This window comes from Actinomycetota bacterium (genome assembly GCA_035536535.1).
GTDB lineage: Bacteria > Actinomycetota > JAICYB01 > JAICYB01 > JAICYB01 > DATLNZ01.
The window spans coordinates 1-15,888 of sequence record DATLNZ010000018.1; the positions used below are offsets into that span (position 1 = coordinate 1).

Genomic DNA, 15,888 nt, shown 5'->3' on the forward strand with positions numbered 1-15,888 from the left:
GGATGTTGATCGCTGCCGCCTGGGTCATTCCGACGACAGAGGGAACCCCGTCCGGCTCACTCTCCTCGGTCTCCTCCTCTTCCTCGTCCTCCGACTCGTCACTGGACTGGAAGGAGAAGACGCTTTCCGGCGGAAGAGGAAACTTCTCGGCAGGAATTCCCGTGAGAGCCTTGGTCATGTAGTACTGCCAGATCATCGCGGGGAAGCTCCCTCCGACGATCTTAAAGGGGTAGCCGTTCTTCGGGATCATCTCCTCGGTCGGCCTGTCCAGGGCGTTGCCCACCCAGACGACTGTGGTCAGCTGGGGCACGGTCCCGGCGAACCAGGCGTCGCGCCACTGCTGGGACGTCCCCGTCTTGCCCGCGGCTTCGCGCCCCAGTTTTGCCTTCACTCCGGTTCCCCGGTTGATGACCTCCTTGAGCACGTGGATGACCGCGCGCGCTACGCCGGGGGCCACGGCCTTTCGCTTCTCGGGGTCGGCCTGGTACAGCACCTTGCCCTTCGCGTCGGTGATCTTCACGACGGCCGTCGGCCGCACGTGGACGCCGTCGTTGGCGAAGGTCGCGTAAGCCGACGCCATGTCCAGTGGCGAGACCTCCTTGGCCCCCAGCGCGATGGCGGGCACCGAGTCCGGTGGTACGCAGGCGTCGCGCTTGTTGTAATCCGGCCCGCACTTCTGCCGCAGCTGGTCGGGTGTCGGGAACCCGATGCCCATACGGCGCGAGACGTCGGCCACCCGGGCGGACCCCTTCAGCACGTCACCCTCGCCGACCCCGTCGATCTCCAGGTGCGCATAGGCCGCGTTGACCGAGTCGACGGTGGCATCGATCAGGTTCACGTGCCCCGACGACCCCTCGTAGTTGCCGACCTTCCACGTCTGTCCGGCGTACTTGTGCGAAAAAGGCCGGCCGCTGTAGGACCGCTTCAGGGACACTCCGCGCTCCAGGGCCGCGGCCAGAACGAACGGCTTAAACGACGAGCCCGGCTGCCGGCCGCTTCCGCCTCCGTACTCCCCGAGCGCGATGTTCAGCTTGGCGAGCTTGCATACGTAGGTTTGGGGGTTCTGCTCGCAGTTGTCGGGGTAGTAGTCGCGGCCCCCGACGACGGCACGCACATAGCCGCTGGAAGGCTCGACAGAGACGAGCGAGGCCGACAGCTTCTCCAGCTTGTCGGGCAGCACTGTGGCCACTGCCTCCTCGGCGGCCTCCTGGGCCCTCGGGTCCAAGGTCGTGTAGACCCGCAGGCCGCCCTGGTACAGGCGCTGGGCCCGCTCCTGGAAGGTCGAGCCGAGCACGTCGAACCGTTCGTCGAGCACCGGGGTCTTCGTGCTGCGCAGGGCGCCGAGCTGGCGCAGGACCATGTCCACGAAGTAGGGGTACTTCCACTCGTCTTCGGTGCGGTCCACGATCCGAAGCGGCTGACCCGCGCCCGCGTCTCGCTGCTCCGGCGTGATGTGTTCGAGCTCGACCATCTTGTCGAGCACGACGTTTCGCCTGGTCTGGGCGATCTCGCGGCGCTGCTCGCGCCGGTCGGGCGGGTCGGTGTTGCTGAAGTCGTAACGCCCGGGCTCGTGGATCAGGCCGGCCAGGAACGCCCCCTCCTCCAGCGTGAGCTGGGACGCGGCCTTGCGGAAGTAGGACTCGGCCGCGGTCTGGATCCCGTAGACGCCGCGTCCGAAGTAGATCGTATTGAGGTACATCTCCAGAATCCGCTCCTTGGAGTACGTCTCCTCCAGCTTCATGGTGACCCTGGCCTCGGCCATCTTGCGCTGGATGGTGCGCTGCGCCTCGGGGAAGTACAGGTTCTTGACCAGCTGCTGGGAGATGGTGGAGCCACCCTGGACGCTCGACCCCTCGGCGCTCGCGGAGCTGACATTGGACACCAGCGCGCGGCTGATGGACTTGGCATCCAGACCGCGGTGCAGCCAGAAGCGCTCGTCCTCGATGGAGATGACGGCGTTGCGGACGTGCTCGGGGATCGCGTCCAAAGTGATGATGTTGCGGTCGATTTCACCGTGCAGGTTGGCGATCAGCGTGGAGCCATCGGCCGCGTAGATCTTGGTGGACGCGATGTCGAGCCGGCTCAAGGCCTCTTTGGTCGTGAGAGGCTGGAGCTTTGCGCAGGACGAAGCCAGCATCGCCAGGGAAACGACGGCGCAGGCGGTCACGAGCGGCCGCCCCGGCCGCCTGATTCTGGGGAACGTCACCCTATACTGCTAGCACACAACCGGCCCCCACAAAGGACTTCCGCGTGTCGTTCCTGCCCGCCGAGCAGCAGCTTCAGGCGCTTTCACGCCACGCGAGGGTCGCCCCGGAGGAAGAATTCCGCGAGAAGCTCGCTCTGGGACGGCCCCTGCGGGTAAAGCTCGGGCTGGATCCTACGGCGGGTGACGTCCACCTGGGGTGGACGGTGGTGCTGCGCAGACTGAGGGCTTTTCAGGATCTCGGACACACGGCAGTCCTGATCCTCGGGGACTTCACCGCCCGCATCGGCGACCCCAGCGGGCAGAACAAGACGCGGCCGATGCTGTCCGCCTCGGAGGTCCGGGAGTTCGCGGGCGTCCTGGTGGGCCAGGTCCGCCGCATCCTGTCCGACGAGCGCCTCGAGGTTCGTTACAACTCCGAGTGGCTGGAGAAGCTGGGGGTCGGCGGGGTACTGGCGCTGACGAGCCACCAGACCGTCGCCCGGATGCTGGAGCGCGACGACTTCTCGCAGCGCTACGCGGCTCAGTCACCGATCACGATCACGGAGTTCCTGTACCCGCTGCTGCAGGGGTACGACTCGGTGGCGGTTCAGGCCGACGTGGAGATGGGAGGAAACGACCAGACGTTCAACCTGCTGGTGGGCAGGCACATCCAGCCCGCATACGCCCAGCCGCCCCAGGTGATCCTGACCATGCCGCTGCTTGAGGGCACCGACGGCGTTGGCAAGATGTCGCAGAGTAAGGGCAACTACATCGGGATCGAGGAACCGCCGGACGAGATGTTCGGCAAGCTCATGCGCGTCCCGGACCCGTTGATGATCAAGTACCTGGAGCTCGTGACGGACCTGCCGGGGCAGGAGGTCGAGCAGGTGTCCAGTGGTGTCGCGTCCGGGGAGGTGCGTCCCGAGGCGGCGAAGCGGCGGCTCGCGCACTCGGTCGTCCGGATGTACCACGGCGCGGAAGCCGCCGATGCCGCGCTGGAACGCTTCGACACCGTGTTCCGCCACCACGCGATGCCGCAGGACATCCCCGAGCGCCCCCTTCCGGACGACTGCGTGCAGGACGGTGAGGTGTTCGTCCCCAGGCTGCTGCGAGAGGTCGGCTTCGCCGAGTCCACGGCGGCGGGCAGGCGCCTGATCGCACAGGGCGGCGTCCGGGTCGACGACAAGCCGCTGGAGGCCGAGTCCGTGCCCGCCGACAGCCTGCGGGGCCGGGTCCTGCAGAAGGGCCGCCGGCAGTTCGTCCGCCTGGTGTAGCGTGCCGACCCCCAGGCCCCCGCAGCGGCCGATGCGCCCCCCGCACCACCGGCCCCCGCCCTCGCGCAAGGAGGTTGAGCTGCCGCCGGAGGTCGCCCTGGAGCTGGACCAGGTGGCGCGGTTCGGAAAGTCGGGCGAGGCCAAGGACCTGCTCGTCGAGGGCAGCCGGTTCTACGAGGAGGAGTCGTTCTCCCACGCGCTGGGACCGGCGCTGCGCGCAAAGGGCCTGGCGCCCAGGTCGGCTTCGGTCAGGGAGCTGCTCGGGCTCGTGTACTACAGGCTCGGCCGCTGGAGGGAGGCCGCGCGGGAGCTCTCGGCCTACAAACGCATGAGTGACCGGCGCGACGAGGACCACATCTACGCCGACTGCGAGCGGGCACTCGGCAAGCCGGAGCGCGCGCTGGAAATCCTGGAGGGCATCGGCCAGTGGGACCTCGGCGAGGAGCTGTCGGTAGAGGGACTGCTGGTCGCCGCGGGGGCCCTTTCGGACCTCGAGCGCCACGGCGAGGCCGTGATCACTCTCATGCGCGGACCCACGGACCCGCATCCGGTCCGGGAGTACCACTTGCGCCTGTGGTACGCGCTGGGCGACGCGCTGGAGCGGGCGGGACGCCGTCCGGAGGCCCGGCAGTGGTGGGACCTGGTCTACGCGGAGGACCCGGACTTCTTCGACGTCGCGTCCCGGAGGCTCGGGTCGAGGCAGCCGACAGACGGCGGCTGAGGCCGTTCAGTTGTCCTTCTGCGGGTCCGTCAGGACGTGCTTGCGGTAGTAGCGCATGTAGCCCTGCACGCTGTTGGACATCGACGACAGATCGTCCGCTGCCTCGGCGTAGGCGCCGCCCTTCGGAAAGTCACCGACGACCCCGGACAGAGCCTCGGTCATCTCGTCGAGGCCCGCGCCTCGCAGCGCCAGCGGGCGCAGGACCCCGTCCCACGTGCGCAGGTCCTGCGCGGCCCGATCCAGGGACGGCTCGGCCGCCGGGCCGAAGTGCGTAAAGCAGATTGTCGTCGCGCGCAATGCCGCGATCCTGTTGATCGAGTCCAGTGCCGCCTCCAGGTCGAACTCGGGCGGGGGAGTGGCCGGCTTCTGGAACGACTCCCCAAGGCAGACCCCCGCAGAGTCGCCGATGAACGCGGCGCCGGAGTCCGGCTCGTAGAGCGTGATCTCGTGGCTGGCGTGTCCGGGGGTGTACAGCACTCTCAGCTCCCGGTCGCCCAGCGGGATGACGTCGCCGTCGCCGATGGCGCGGATGCGCTCCTCCGGGACGGGGTCGGGAAGCCCGTAGAGGGTTTCAAGCGAGTCACCGAACAACCTGCGGGCGCTGGACACCAGCCTCGACGGGTCGGCTACGTGCCGGGCCCCCACGTCGTGGACCCAGATCGTGGCTCCGGGGTACAGGCGCGCGACGTGGCCGACACCTCCGCCGTGATCCAGGTGGATGTGGGTGAGGACGATGTGGCGCGGCTCGAACCTGCGCTCCTGGAGCCGCCTGCGCACCGTCTCGAAGACGGTGGTGGGCCCCGTCTCGACCAGGACCGGCTCCGCCGCGTGGACGAGGTAGCTGCAGGACAGGTTGGGCGCCCCGAACAGGTCTACGTCCAGGACCTCGATGCCCTCCGGCGGCGGGAGCCGCACGGACGCCGACCGTCCCGCGTCCAGTGACTCGCTCACAAACCCACTGTACGCAAAGGCTCCGTCAGGTCGCGAAGGGCTGCCGGCGTTGAGGACGGAAGGAAAGCCCTAGGCAGGAGGGGCCGGTGGCAGCTCGCGCCACACCAGCGGGATGACGCTGAAGTGAGCGGCCGACCCCTGGGTGAAGTTGAAGCCTGCGGGCGGGGCCGAGGCCAATGTGGGAGCCCGCATGATGGTCAGCTTGTTCTTCAGCGAGATCGAGTCGGCGTAGATGCTTCCGGTCATCGTCGTGTAGTTCTTCACGTCCACCCCGCCCCCGGTGAACAGCAGCATCTCTACGCCCGGTCCGAAGGTGGAAGGGGTCGAGACGGAAATCGCATCGCCGGCATTCGACTGCGACACCACGATCATCTGCCAGGGCCCTCCCGAAGCCGTGATGGTGCCGCCGAGATCCACTTTGCCGCTAGTCACTATCGTCAGCGGCCCGGTGACGGTGGCGCCCTTGGTAAGGGCGACGACCCCGCCCGAGTCTGGGACGTAGATGGTCCCCTTCAGGTTGGTCCGGTTCAGGTCGAGATAGGCGGATGCGAGAGCCGCGCTGGCGAACGTCATGGGTGCGGGTGAGTAGTTCGCGGCGTTCCAGGTGAACACCGGCTTGTCCAGCACGGGCGGCGGAAGGACCGAGGGGTTGTTCGCGGAGACGGCGCCTCCGACGGTGTAGTTGGTGGGCAGCGAGATGCTCCCCTTGGCCCTGACGTCGCGCCCGACCGACACTCCATTCTCCAGCAGCACATTACCTTGCGCGCTCGATCCTGCCGCCAGGACAGACCCCGAGACCTTTCCGTTCTGGCGGATCGACACATTACCGCCGGCCCACACCACGCCCGAGTACACCGACCCGTCTTTCGTATCGATCGAACCGGTCGAGATCACGTTCTCGGCGTTGATGTTGTTCTGAGTCTGGTCGAGGTTCTCTGCGTAGATGTCGCCCTGGACGGTGCCCGTGTTCCTCACCGTCACGATGCCCTGCGACCCGGACGCGAACAGCGTGAAGTTGAAGCCGCTCCGAGGCACCAGCTTCACGGATACTTCGACATTGCGGACGATTCGCCCGCTGGCGGCTGGCGCGAAACCCCATGACCGAATGACCCGCTGGTTGTTTGTGCAGGGGTCACCGGCCGCCGGGTCGATGCGGGTCTGGTAGCGAGCAACTGCCCTGGTGCCGTCCTGGAGCACTTGCGGAGCCGACACCGAAGAGTCGCAGCCCGTCTGCTGCTCGAGCCGGCGCATCGCGGCGTTGGCGCCAGCCTCGGCCGCCTGGATGGCCTGGACGCGCAGGCGGTCGTCAGTGGTCACCCGGTTGGTGTGGTCCGCGTTGCGCAGCACGACGAAAGCAAGCCCGGACACAACCATCATGATGAGGATGACGGCGACCAGCGCGATCCCGTCCTCGCCGCGCACGCGGCTGAAGCTCCTGCTCATGGGCAGTTGGACTTGGACGGGAAGTTTCGCGGCCGGATCGACGTGTACATGTTCAGTGGGGTGCCTGACTGCGGGGCCGCAAGTACCTGCAGGTCCACGTTCACCCGGAGCAGCGTGCTCTGGGTGTCGCAGGCGAACACACGCCGCGTGGTGCTGTTGGCCACCCGTTGCAGGATCGTCCTCGGCGTTGCCCAGGTCGCGGCGACGGGGTCGTAGACGGAGCGCGTGAGCTCAGTTCCGGAGTGCGAGTACCGGACGGTGTGGAAGGTGCCGGTCGGCGTCTGGGCCCCCACCTCCAGGCAGCTTCCGGAGGGCGCGCACCAGTTGATGTGGTCGGCGCCGCGGATGTCCCGCGTGAGCTGCTGGAATGCCAGACGGGCGTCGTCCAGGGACTGGCTCTGCGATGACACGAAGCGCTCTCCCTTTGTCATGGACATCAGGCCGGCGCCGGCCAGGACGGAGACGGCGAGGCCGATGGCCGCCGCAACCAGCAGCTCCACCAGCGTTATGCCGCGGTCGTCGCTGAGGTTCAGGCGCATGTCACTCCCGCGCATCCAGTGGCCGAGATCGACCCCATGGTCATGTCCACGATCGAGTCGGTGACTGTGACGCCGGGGAGGCCGAGGCCGGGGGAGACGTCGATGCTCAGCCGCGCCCGGATGCTCATCGCCGTGTACTGAGCGGTCCACCTGCGCTCGCCGTTGGGTCCGACGACCCCGTTGAGGGAGTCCTTCGCGGGCGTGAAGGCGTCGACGGTGTACTCGAAGCGCAGGGTCGTGAGACCGCTGACGATGCTGCCGGACAGAGTCTGGGAGTAGCCGGCGAAACCCGCGGCCGACGGCGAGATCGTCTTGTTGCAGGTGGCCCCGACGCGTGAGTCGCAAGCACCGGCGGGCAAGGCGGCCAGGGGGTCGTGCAGGCGCAGGACGATGCCGCTGGGGACCGAGACCGACGGAGCAGCTGAGGGCGTGCCTTCCCCGGCGGTGGTGGCCGCGGAGTAGGAGAAGGCGTCGGCGGAGACGAGCCCGCCGGGCAGCACGCCGGCGATCCGCATGAACGTGGTGGCACCCGCGGTACCCGAGGCTCTCGAGAGGATCTCGCGTGACGCAGAGACCGTGTTGGAGTCGATGCTCTGAGAGACCGACGGTGACCCCAGCGCCAGGACGTCCATCGACTGGGCCGTCAGTCCGGCGGCGCCGATGTTCTGGACCGCGGTCAGGTTGCTCGGGCCGCCACCGGTGCCCGACTCGTACGGCAGTGCGTCGTCCGGAGCAGGCGAACCGTCGCCGACGGCGTTGCTGGCGTCCGCCAGGCACGACACGGGAGACGAGATCGACGACTGCGCGATCATCAGGTCGACGTCGTCGAGCTGGGTTATCTGAGTGGCCGGAAGCCCGGACCAGGAGTCCGTCTTCTCGTCCGGGACCTGGCTGGTCGAGCTGGGGTCGTCGTCGGCCGAGGCAACAACGGGGCGCTCCTCCCCGTACGTGTTGCCGGACCCCTGCAGATAGGAGGACTTGCCCGCGCACGAAACGTTGGAGGTGACGCGGTGCTTGATCGCTCCGTTGGTTTCAGGCATCCCGATGATGACGGGACCCGCGCTCGTCGCGTTGGCGTTCAAAGCCTGAGCAAGGCTCCCGCTGGCCAGCCGGACTGACGCCGAACCTCCGAGGGCTGCGGCCGTGGCGGACATCGGGACGGTGATGGAACCGGCCGGAACCAGTCCGCTTTCGGAGACGAGGGTCTGCGCTCGAACTTGATTCTCAGCGGCGCCCTGGGTCCCGCGGGGGTCCCAGGAGACGCGACCGAGGACTCTCTTGTAATCGGTGACCCCGTCGGCATTGTCGTCGACGGCCGTGACGTAGATGTACCGCGTCAAGGTGCTGGCTCCCCGGTTGATCGTCGCCTGGTGGGGGTTGAACGGGTGTCCTGCGCCCTGGGTGGCCCAGACGATGGGCTCCGTGCGGTTGGCGGCGGTATCGACCAGGTACCGGTACGAGCCGGACTGGTTGACGATCAACGGGTCCGTGGCGATCGTGGGGTCCTGTCCCGCGGGGGCAAGGCCGAGGTTGTCATAGGACAGGCTGCGGGCGAACTCCAGGACCCGCGTCAGCTCCTGGGTGGCAACCTCCCGCTGCTTGCCGCGAAGGACGCCCTTCATCCCGCTAGCCAGCGAGGACATGAGCAGGACCATGACCGCCGAAAGGATCATCATCGCCACGACGACCTCGACAATCGACAGCCCCGCTTCCGGGTGGCGGTCCCGGAGCCGGGCGCCCAGGCGTGCGCACAGGCCGGTGCGTCTCCTTGTTTCATGCGGTCTATGCATCAATGGGAGTTCCTCCTACTGTTAACAACGCCCCAGCCAAGCACGACGAGACCGCCTAGGTGTGCTGGGAGAGTGACGAATAAGAACTAGTTCGTTCCGGTCCAGCGTCGATCTCCGGACCTCGCCCTAGGCGAAGCGGCGCAGCCCATCATGGCCCGGAAGGCGTCACCGCGCCGTTACGAGACCACCCGCGCCGGCGTGAACGGCGCAGGTCAGAGCCGCGGCGCGGGGCGGGGAGCCCGGAAAGGCGGGGCCTCAGGGTTTGCAGATGCGGCAGGGGGCCAGCCCGCGGTCCCTCGCCTCGCCGGACGAAACCACGTCGGCCCCCTCACGTCCGGAGGCGAGCCTGCAGTCCGGTCGGTGGTAGCTGGAGGAGCCGGCCACCACCAGTCCGTTTCGAGACGCTTTGGGTGCTGCCCGGCCCGCGGGCGTGACGGCCACCGGGGCGGCGGCCTGGACCCGCTCCAGGACCTCCCCCAACTCCCGAAGGCGCTCCTCGAGGGCCACCCGGTCGCGCTTGGTGCTCTGGATGAAGATGATGCTCAGGCCGACCAGGATCAGGGACAGGCCCCCGACACCCCCGGAGATCAGGTACGGGATCTGCCCGGGAGTGTGGTCCAGGTTCGCGGCCCCGTTCCAGGCGACGAAGATGAACAAAAAGCCGAGCCCGATCAGTGCCATGGCCAGATAGGTCGTGATCTTGAAAGCGTCCCGGGCCACGCCGGACGAAAGATCCTGAAGTCGCCGCATCAGCCCTCCGAGGTCATGCCGGCGCGCCCATGTACGCCTCGCGCAGGGCCGTCCCTTCCCGGACCTCCTGCCCACGGGCCTGGTACACCAGCGTGCCCTTCTCTATGACGAAAGCGCGGTCGGCAATCTTCAGTGCTCCGATGTTCTGCTCCACGAGGATGACCGTCACGCCCGACTCGTTGATCTGCTTGATGATGTCGAAGACCAGCTTGACGATGACGGGGGCAAGCCCCAGGGAGGCCTCGTCGATCAGCAGCAGGCGGGGGTCTCCCATCATCGCCCGCGCGATCGCCAGCATCTGCTGCTCGCCTCCTGACAGGGTTCCCGCCATCTGCTCGCGCCGTTCGCGCAGCCGCGGGAAGTAGTCGTAGGCCATGTCCGTCTGCCGCTGGACGAAGGCCTTGTCGCGCCGCTTGGTCCAGCCGCCGATCATCATGTTTTTGTCCACGGTCAGCCCCGGGAATACACGGCGTCCCTCGGGTGACAGAACGACCCGCCGGCCCACCATGTGCTTGGCGTCCTTGCCCGTGACCTCCTCGCCGTCGAAGACGACTTTGCCCCCCGTGGGCTTGAGCAGGCCCGCGAGGCACATCATCGTCGTCGTCTTCCCGGCGCCGTTCAGACCCAGCAGGACCCCCGTCTCGCCCTCCTCGACCTCGAAGTCCAGCCCGTAGAGGACGGCAAGGTCGCCGTAGCCGGCGGTGAGGCCGGACACCTCAAGCAGCGCCATGTGAGTCCTCCACGTCGCCCCCCAGGTACGCCGCGACCACCTCTGGGTGCGAACGGACCGCCTCGGGTTCGCCGTCCACTAGAAGCTGGCCGAAGTTCAGCACGTAGATGTAGTCACACACGCGGACGACCAGCGGCACGTGGTGCTCGATCATCACGATCGTCAGGCCGAGCTCGCGACGCATCTCCAGGAGCCTGTCGCCGAACGCATAAGACTCCTCGGGACCGACCCCCGCCGACGGCTCGTCGAGCAGCAGCAGGTCGGGGTCCGTGGCCAGGACCGCCGCCACCTCCACCATCTTCAGCGTCCCGTAGGGCATCCCGGGCAGCAGGGCGTCGCGAAGATGGGCCAGAGACATGAAATCCAGCACCTGCATGGCCCGGTCCACCAGGGCCCTTTCCTGCGCGAACGAAAGGGGGGCCCCGACGATGCCCGGAATGGCTCCGTACTCGATGGCCATGTGCTGGGCCAAAAGCATGTTCTCTAGGACCGTCATCGACTTCACGAGTCCAACGGTCTGGAAGGTCCGTCCGATTCCGAGCGCGGCACGCTTGTGGGGGGGCAGCTCGGAGACGTCCTCCCCGCGATAGCTGATCCGTCCCGAGGTCTGCTTGTAAAACCCGGTGATGCAGTTGAACAGCGTCGTCTTGCCCGCGCCGTTGGGGCCGATCAGCCCCACGATCTCCCATTCGTTGACGGTGAGGTTGACGCTGTCCAGCGCCTGGACGCCCCCGAACCGGATGGAGACCTCGTTGACCTCAAGGACGGACATCGGCCCCCCCGGCGAAAGTCGGCTTGCCCTCGTGCATGGCGGCCAGGCGGAACCGGTCGCCCTGGAACCACCGAACGATGGGACGGATCTGCTGTCCGATCCCGCCCGGGAACTGAATGAGCGTGAGGATCAGAAGAAGGGACCCGACTGCCGGAACGAGCAGTGCCGGCTCCTTCGCCACGTCCAGAATCCACCTGAACGCGCCGCCGATGAGGGGCTTGGTCGCCAGCCAGTCCAGGGCCGTCACCAGGTACTTGTCCAGCAGGGCGAAGAACACCGAGCCGAAGATCACGCCCAGCCGTGAGCCGAGTCCCCCGACCACCGTCATGAGAACGAACTCCAGCGCGAGGAAAAAGCTGAACGGCGTCGCTGTGACGTCCTTGACCAGGTGGCCCAGCAATCCGCCGGCAAGTCCCGCCACCATCCCCGAAAGCACGAAGGCCAGGAGCTTGTAGGCCATGACGTTGATGCCCATCGATGCAGCCACCCTCTCGGAATCCCGGACCGCCTGCACCGCGCGTCCCGCCTTTGTCTGGATGAACCGCCAGTCCAGATAAGCGATCACTGCCAGGAAGGCGAGGCAAAGGTACGCATACGTGTTGTCGGACTCGAGCCAAGTCGGGCGCGGTGCCGCCAGCCCCGCCCCGCCTCCGGTGAAGGGGCGGAACAGGAAGATGGTCCTTTCGGCAACGGCTCCGTATGCCAGCGTCACCAGCGCGAGGTACAGCCCCCTGACGCGCAGCGCAGCGCCCCCCAGGACGAGAGCGGCAAGCCCGCCGGAAAGTGCGGCCGCGGGAAGAGCCATGGCGAAGTCCAGCTTCAGCGTGGTCACGACGAAAGCGGTTGTAAAGGCCCCGATCCCGACAAAGGCCTGGTGCCCGAGGGAGATCTGCCCGGCGTGGCCAAGCAGCAGGTTCATGGACAACCCGACCATGGCGAAGATCGCCGCGTACGAGATGTGGCTCGCGTTGAAGTCCGGAACAACGGCGGTCAGGACAAGTAGGCCTGCCACGAGGGCGGCGAGCAGAGCCCGTCGGACGATCCATCCGGTGCGGCTCGGCCGCCACGTCCGGCCCGCGGGCTCGATGACATGGATCTCGGCCGTCTGATCGACGTCCACAGCCATCAGGCCTCCTTCCCCAGAAGCCCTTGGGGCCTGATGAAAAGGACCACCATCAGGGCGATGAACACCCCGAGCAGGTCCGCGCCCGCGATCTCGGGGAACAGGTATCCGAAGAACGACTCGACGAGCCCGACCACGAAACCTCCGGCCACCGCCCCCGGGATGCTGGTGATCCCACCCAGGACGGCCGCCGTGAACCCCGGGATCAGTCGCCGCGACGTCATGAATCCCGGAGTGAACGCGTCGATCGGAGCGAACAGCATGCCTGCGATCGCGCCGAACAGTGCCGCCATGCCCCACGTGAGCATCGACATCCTGCGCGTGTCCAGGCCGGCTATCCGCGCGGCGAACGGCTCCTGGGACGTAGCGAGAAGAGCCGTGCCGATCGGGCGCGTGAAGAAGAAGCCCAGCAGCGCAAGGACGACCACCAGACCGATCACGATGAGGATCTCCTGGCGGGCCACGTTGGTCCCGAAAGAGAATGCGGGGCCCTTCCACATAGGCGCAATCGACCTGGCCTTCGCCTCACCGAGAATGATCTGGACGGCGATCGAGAACAGGGCGACGCCGGCGGTGGCCACGAGCAGCGTCACGGGCGGGCCGCCCGACAGCGGCCGGACCACGAGAAACTCCGTACCGAGCCCGAAGAGAACCCCGACGATGACGCCTGCCAGGGCCGCGAGAAGCCACCCGTGCCCTCGTTCGAGCACCGCCCAGGCCGCGAAGGTGGCGACGGTGCCGAATTCTCCCTGCGCGAAGTTGAACTGCCTGCTTGCCTTGTAGACGATCACGATGCCGAGCGCCATCAGGCCGTAGCCAGCGCCGACGATCAGACCTATGACCAGTGAGGAGAACATCCAGCAGACCTCGCCTCGAACCGCCCCGGAAGGCGCAATCCTACAGCGTCACCCGCTGCCCACGGCCCGGCTCAAAACCCGCTTGCGAAGGCCTTCTCGGTCTTGTAGGTCCTCGAGGTGCAGTCCGCCCTCAGGAGGTGGACCTGGCTCGAGCCGAAGTGGTTGGTCGGCGAGTTCTGGATGGGCGGAAAGACACCGGACTGCACCGCCGCCTTCTCGCTGGACAGGATGAACGACCCCCTCGACACATCCGGGCCTGCCGCCTCGAACAACTTGTGCAGGGTCTTGTTGAGCCCCCAGAGAGCGATGCCGAGGTCATCGCCGGCGGATCCGTTCTTTTCGCGATACGCCTTGTTGTAGGACGGGTCCAAAGAGTCGATCACGTCGGTGCCGGGGAACGGGGAGAAGAACCTCCCCTTTTCCATGGCGTTTCCGCTGGTGGGACAGCCGGTGCCCAGCACGTCGTTGAGTCCCTTGCTGATGCCGACGCCGACCCACCACGGTCGGTAGCCTCCGGTCCGCGCGGTCAGCTGGATGTAGTGGAGGGGCGCGGTGAGGATATAAACCACCTCGGCCCCCGAACTCTGCAGGGCCGTAGCCGTCTGCTGATACTCAGAGGCGGAGGGGTTCTTGGACATCTTTCGCTCAAGCACCAGCTTCTTGGACCCCATCGCCTTGACGAACGAGTCGCGCGCGTCCTGGAAGTTCGGCGTGTTGGTGTAGACCATCGCGACCTTGTCCTGGAAGCCGGACAGGTCCGGGTGCCGCTGGACCAACTGCCAGAGCAGCGGGCCCTGCTGGGCGTAGGACATCGACACGGCGAAGTAGTTCTTGAGGTTGCGCAGCCCGATCTCGGTCGTGCCAGCGGACAGGTACGGAATGCCCTTGCTCGCGGCATAGCGGGCGCATGCCTGGATCTGGTCGGTGCCTCCGGCTCCGACCAGCAAAAAGACCTTGTCCTGCTCCGCGAGCTTGCGGCACCGGTCTACGGCCGTCGTGGGGTTGTAGTCGTCGTTTTCAAAGAAGATCTTCACGGTCCGGCCGTGCACTTTGGGCGCCCCGGACCATGTCCAGTAGATGTCGCGGCCCTTGGCAAACGCCGAGGCCGGGAACGGAGCGGCACCGGTGACGGGCGCGTGGATCCCGATGCGGATCTCTGTCTCGCTGATACCGGTCTTGTCGCCGGCCTTCACGTTGCCCGCAGCCGGACCGCCTCCGCCTGCGGCTCCGCCCGCACGACCTGCCGCGGCCCCGGCTGCGCCGGCTGCGCCTCCGGCGGCCCCGCCGGCGGCTCCCGCGGCCGCACCGGCATCGCCCGCAGCGCCGGCCCCGGCTTCCCCGGAGGCCTCCTCTCCTGCGGCGCCCGCGGCCAGCCCCGACTCGCCCGACGTCAGCCCCTGGTGCACGCCCGGCTTCTGGCCGCAAGCGGCGAGCACCATCAGCACCGCAAACGCCAGGGCCTGGACCCGCAGGTTCTTCTTCAAGGTCTCGGGACCCCTCGGGTCGGTCGTCTTTCCATCAGCTTGCTGACGGGGCCCGCGCGCCGGGCTGAGGCCTCCACCGGGGCAGCGGCGGTGACCCCCAGCGCGAGCATGTAAAGCGTGCCCAGACCGAGCGGAAGAGCCAGCCACACCCACCAGGGAGTGCGGCCGATCGACCTGGCGACCCTGACCCCCGACAGCCCTCGCGGCTCCTCCTTGGGCGCGGCAACGGAGAAGGTGGGAGCGGAGTCCCCCGCGCTTCCCAGGGACACCGCGTCTCCGGCCAACGAGGAGTCACCGAACGCCGTGCCTGAATCGCCGGCGGCCAGTTCGGCCTCGGCGGCGGCAATGAGCTCGTCGAGAGGGCTGGACCCGCCCTCGAAGGTGATCGCGGCCGTCATCGCGTCGGGGGCAACCCCCGGTCCCCGGATCGCGGCCTGGAAGTTCGCGGGAGCTCCGGGAGCGGGCAGGAAAGCGACCCCGTAGTTCTCGCGGCCCTTGGCCCACTCTGCCGCCATCGGCAGCAGGTCGGCGCGGTAGATGAGGATGTCCCTGGTCCGCTCGCGGTTCTGCGAAGGATCGAACTCGGTTCGGGTTCCGTGTCCGATCTTTTTGATCCCAGCCGTAGCCGCGCAGTCGGTGCTCGGCCTGGAGTCGAACGGGCCCGCGTCGGCGCCGGCCCAATCTGACGTCACGAGGCACAGACGGATCCCCGGTTCCTCAGCGTTGAAGCCCACCGTCCCGGTCTCGGCGCTTGCCTCGACCTGAAACTCGAATCCCACGTCCTTGACCACCGCGTCGAACGGGATGGAGGTGAGATCGATCTTGGCGAAGCCGTACGCGTCGTCGGCCCCGTTAAAGCGCGCGACGTAGACGTAGTTGTCCTTTCGGGGGTAGCCGGGAGTGCCGCCGGTGATCTGCCCGGGGTTCAGGCACGTCCGGGGGTCGGGAGACGGCACCTGGCAGGCGACGCCCGCAGCGGCCGCCCCGCCTGTTCGCGTGGGGTCCTCAGTGCGGGTGTAGTAGCCGGCTTCGGAGATGGATGCCGAGGCGACCTCGGCCGTGGCTCGGGAGGCCGGCAGGAGCAGGATCAGCATCGGGGCTAGGAGCACCAGGACGAAACCACGACGCCCTCGCGGCGAACTCAGCCTCAATGCCACTGTCCACCTCTTCCCGGGGTCTTTGCGGCTCATGTCTTCATGGTCTCAACGCGCCCCGAGGCTTCCGGGTTCTGGCCAGGGGCCCAGTCTACTCCCGACATGCTCCCGTCCC

The 15,888-nt window shown here is 67.5% G+C and carries 14 protein-coding genes; 2 read left to right on the forward strand and 12 right to left on the reverse strand.

The genetic code is table 11. The annotated features are described in order from the left end of the window. Window positions 1-2,206: transglycosylase domain-containing protein (locus tag VNE62_01325; GenBank protein ID HVE90929.1), on the reverse strand; the 2,206-nt coding region annotated here is incomplete at its 3' end. Window positions 2,207-2,250: 44 nt separating this feature from the next. Here VNE62_01325 and tyrS point away from each other — a divergent pair. Next, window positions 2,251-3,459, forward strand: coding sequence for a tyrosine--tRNA ligase (tyrS, locus tag VNE62_01330; GenBank protein HVE90930.1), 1,209 nt, complete (start codon window positions 2,251-2,253; stop codon window positions 3,457-3,459). Window position 3,460: 1 nt separating this feature from the next. Next, window positions 3,461-4,180, forward strand: coding sequence for a hypothetical protein (locus VNE62_01335; protein HVE90931.1), 720 nt, complete (start codon window positions 3,461-3,463; stop codon window positions 4,178-4,180). 6 nt (window positions 4,181-4,186) lie between these two features. Here VNE62_01335 and VNE62_01340 read toward each other — a convergent pair whose 3' ends face one another. The 11 genes from VNE62_01340 to VNE62_01390 all read right to left on the reverse strand — a co-directional run bounded on the left by VNE62_01340 (window position 4,187) and on the right by VNE62_01390 (window position 15,809). Next, window positions 4,187-5,131 (reverse strand): MBL fold metallo-hydrolase, encoded by a 945-nt coding sequence (locus VNE62_01340; protein ID HVE90932.1) that lies wholly within the window; start codon window positions 5,129-5,131, stop codon window positions 4,187-4,189. A gap of 69 nt (window positions 5,132-5,200) precedes the next feature. Further along, the gene (locus VNE62_01345; protein HVE90933.1) at window positions 5,201-6,553 is read right to left on the reverse strand and encodes a hypothetical protein; all 1,353 of its coding nucleotides are present in this window, start codon (window positions 6,551-6,553) and stop codon (window positions 5,201-5,203) included. 17 nt (window positions 6,554-6,570) lie between these two features. Beyond that, the gene (locus VNE62_01350; protein HVE90934.1) at window positions 6,571-7,113 is read right to left on the reverse strand and encodes a type II secretion system protein; all 543 of its coding nucleotides are present in this window, start codon (window positions 7,111-7,113) and stop codon (window positions 6,571-6,573) included. Further along, complete coding sequence (locus VNE62_01355) at window positions 7,104-8,903, reverse strand: hypothetical protein (GenBank protein ID HVE90935.1); 1,800 nt, start codon at window positions 8,901-8,903, stop codon at window positions 7,104-7,106. Before VNE62_01355 ends, VNE62_01350 begins: the two co-directional genes overlap by 10 nt. 255 nt (window positions 8,904-9,158) lie before the next feature. After that, the gene (locus tag VNE62_01360; protein ID HVE90936.1) at window positions 9,159-9,653 is read right to left on the reverse strand and encodes a hypothetical protein; all 495 of its coding nucleotides are present in this window, start codon (window positions 9,651-9,653) and stop codon (window positions 9,159-9,161) included. A gap of 13 nt (window positions 9,654-9,666) precedes the next feature. Beyond that, window positions 9,667-10,383: an ABC transporter ATP-binding protein gene (locus VNE62_01365; protein ID HVE90937.1), complete on the reverse strand. Its 717-nt coding sequence runs from the start codon at window positions 10,381-10,383 to the stop codon at window positions 9,667-9,669. Next, on the reverse strand, window positions 10,370-11,155 hold the full coding sequence (locus tag VNE62_01370) for an ABC transporter ATP-binding protein (protein ID HVE90938.1): 786 nt from the start codon (window positions 11,153-11,155) through the stop codon (window positions 10,370-10,372). Before VNE62_01370 ends, VNE62_01365 begins: the two co-directional genes overlap by 14 nt. Next, the gene (locus VNE62_01375) at window positions 11,142-12,281 is read right to left on the reverse strand and encodes a branched-chain amino acid ABC transporter permease (GenBank protein HVE90939.1); all 1,140 of its coding nucleotides are present in this window, start codon (window positions 12,279-12,281) and stop codon (window positions 11,142-11,144) included. Before VNE62_01375 ends, VNE62_01370 begins: the two co-directional genes overlap by 14 nt. Further along, window positions 12,281-13,135 (reverse strand): branched-chain amino acid ABC transporter permease, encoded by an 855-nt coding sequence (locus VNE62_01380; protein HVE90940.1) that lies wholly within the window; start codon window positions 13,133-13,135, stop codon window positions 12,281-12,283. Before VNE62_01380 ends, VNE62_01375 begins: the two co-directional genes overlap by 1 nt. A 71-nt stretch (window positions 13,136-13,206) precedes the next feature. Beyond that, window positions 13,207-14,619 (reverse strand): ABC transporter substrate-binding protein, encoded by a 1,413-nt coding sequence (locus tag VNE62_01385; protein HVE90941.1) that lies wholly within the window; start codon window positions 14,617-14,619, stop codon window positions 13,207-13,209. Continuing rightward, entirely contained in the window at window positions 14,616-15,809 is a 1,194-nt protein-coding gene (locus tag VNE62_01390; protein ID HVE90942.1) for a hypothetical protein, read from the reverse strand. The genes VNE62_01385 and VNE62_01390 overlap by 4 nt, the downstream gene beginning before the upstream one ends. Between the last annotated feature and the right edge of the window lie 79 nt (window positions 15,810-15,888).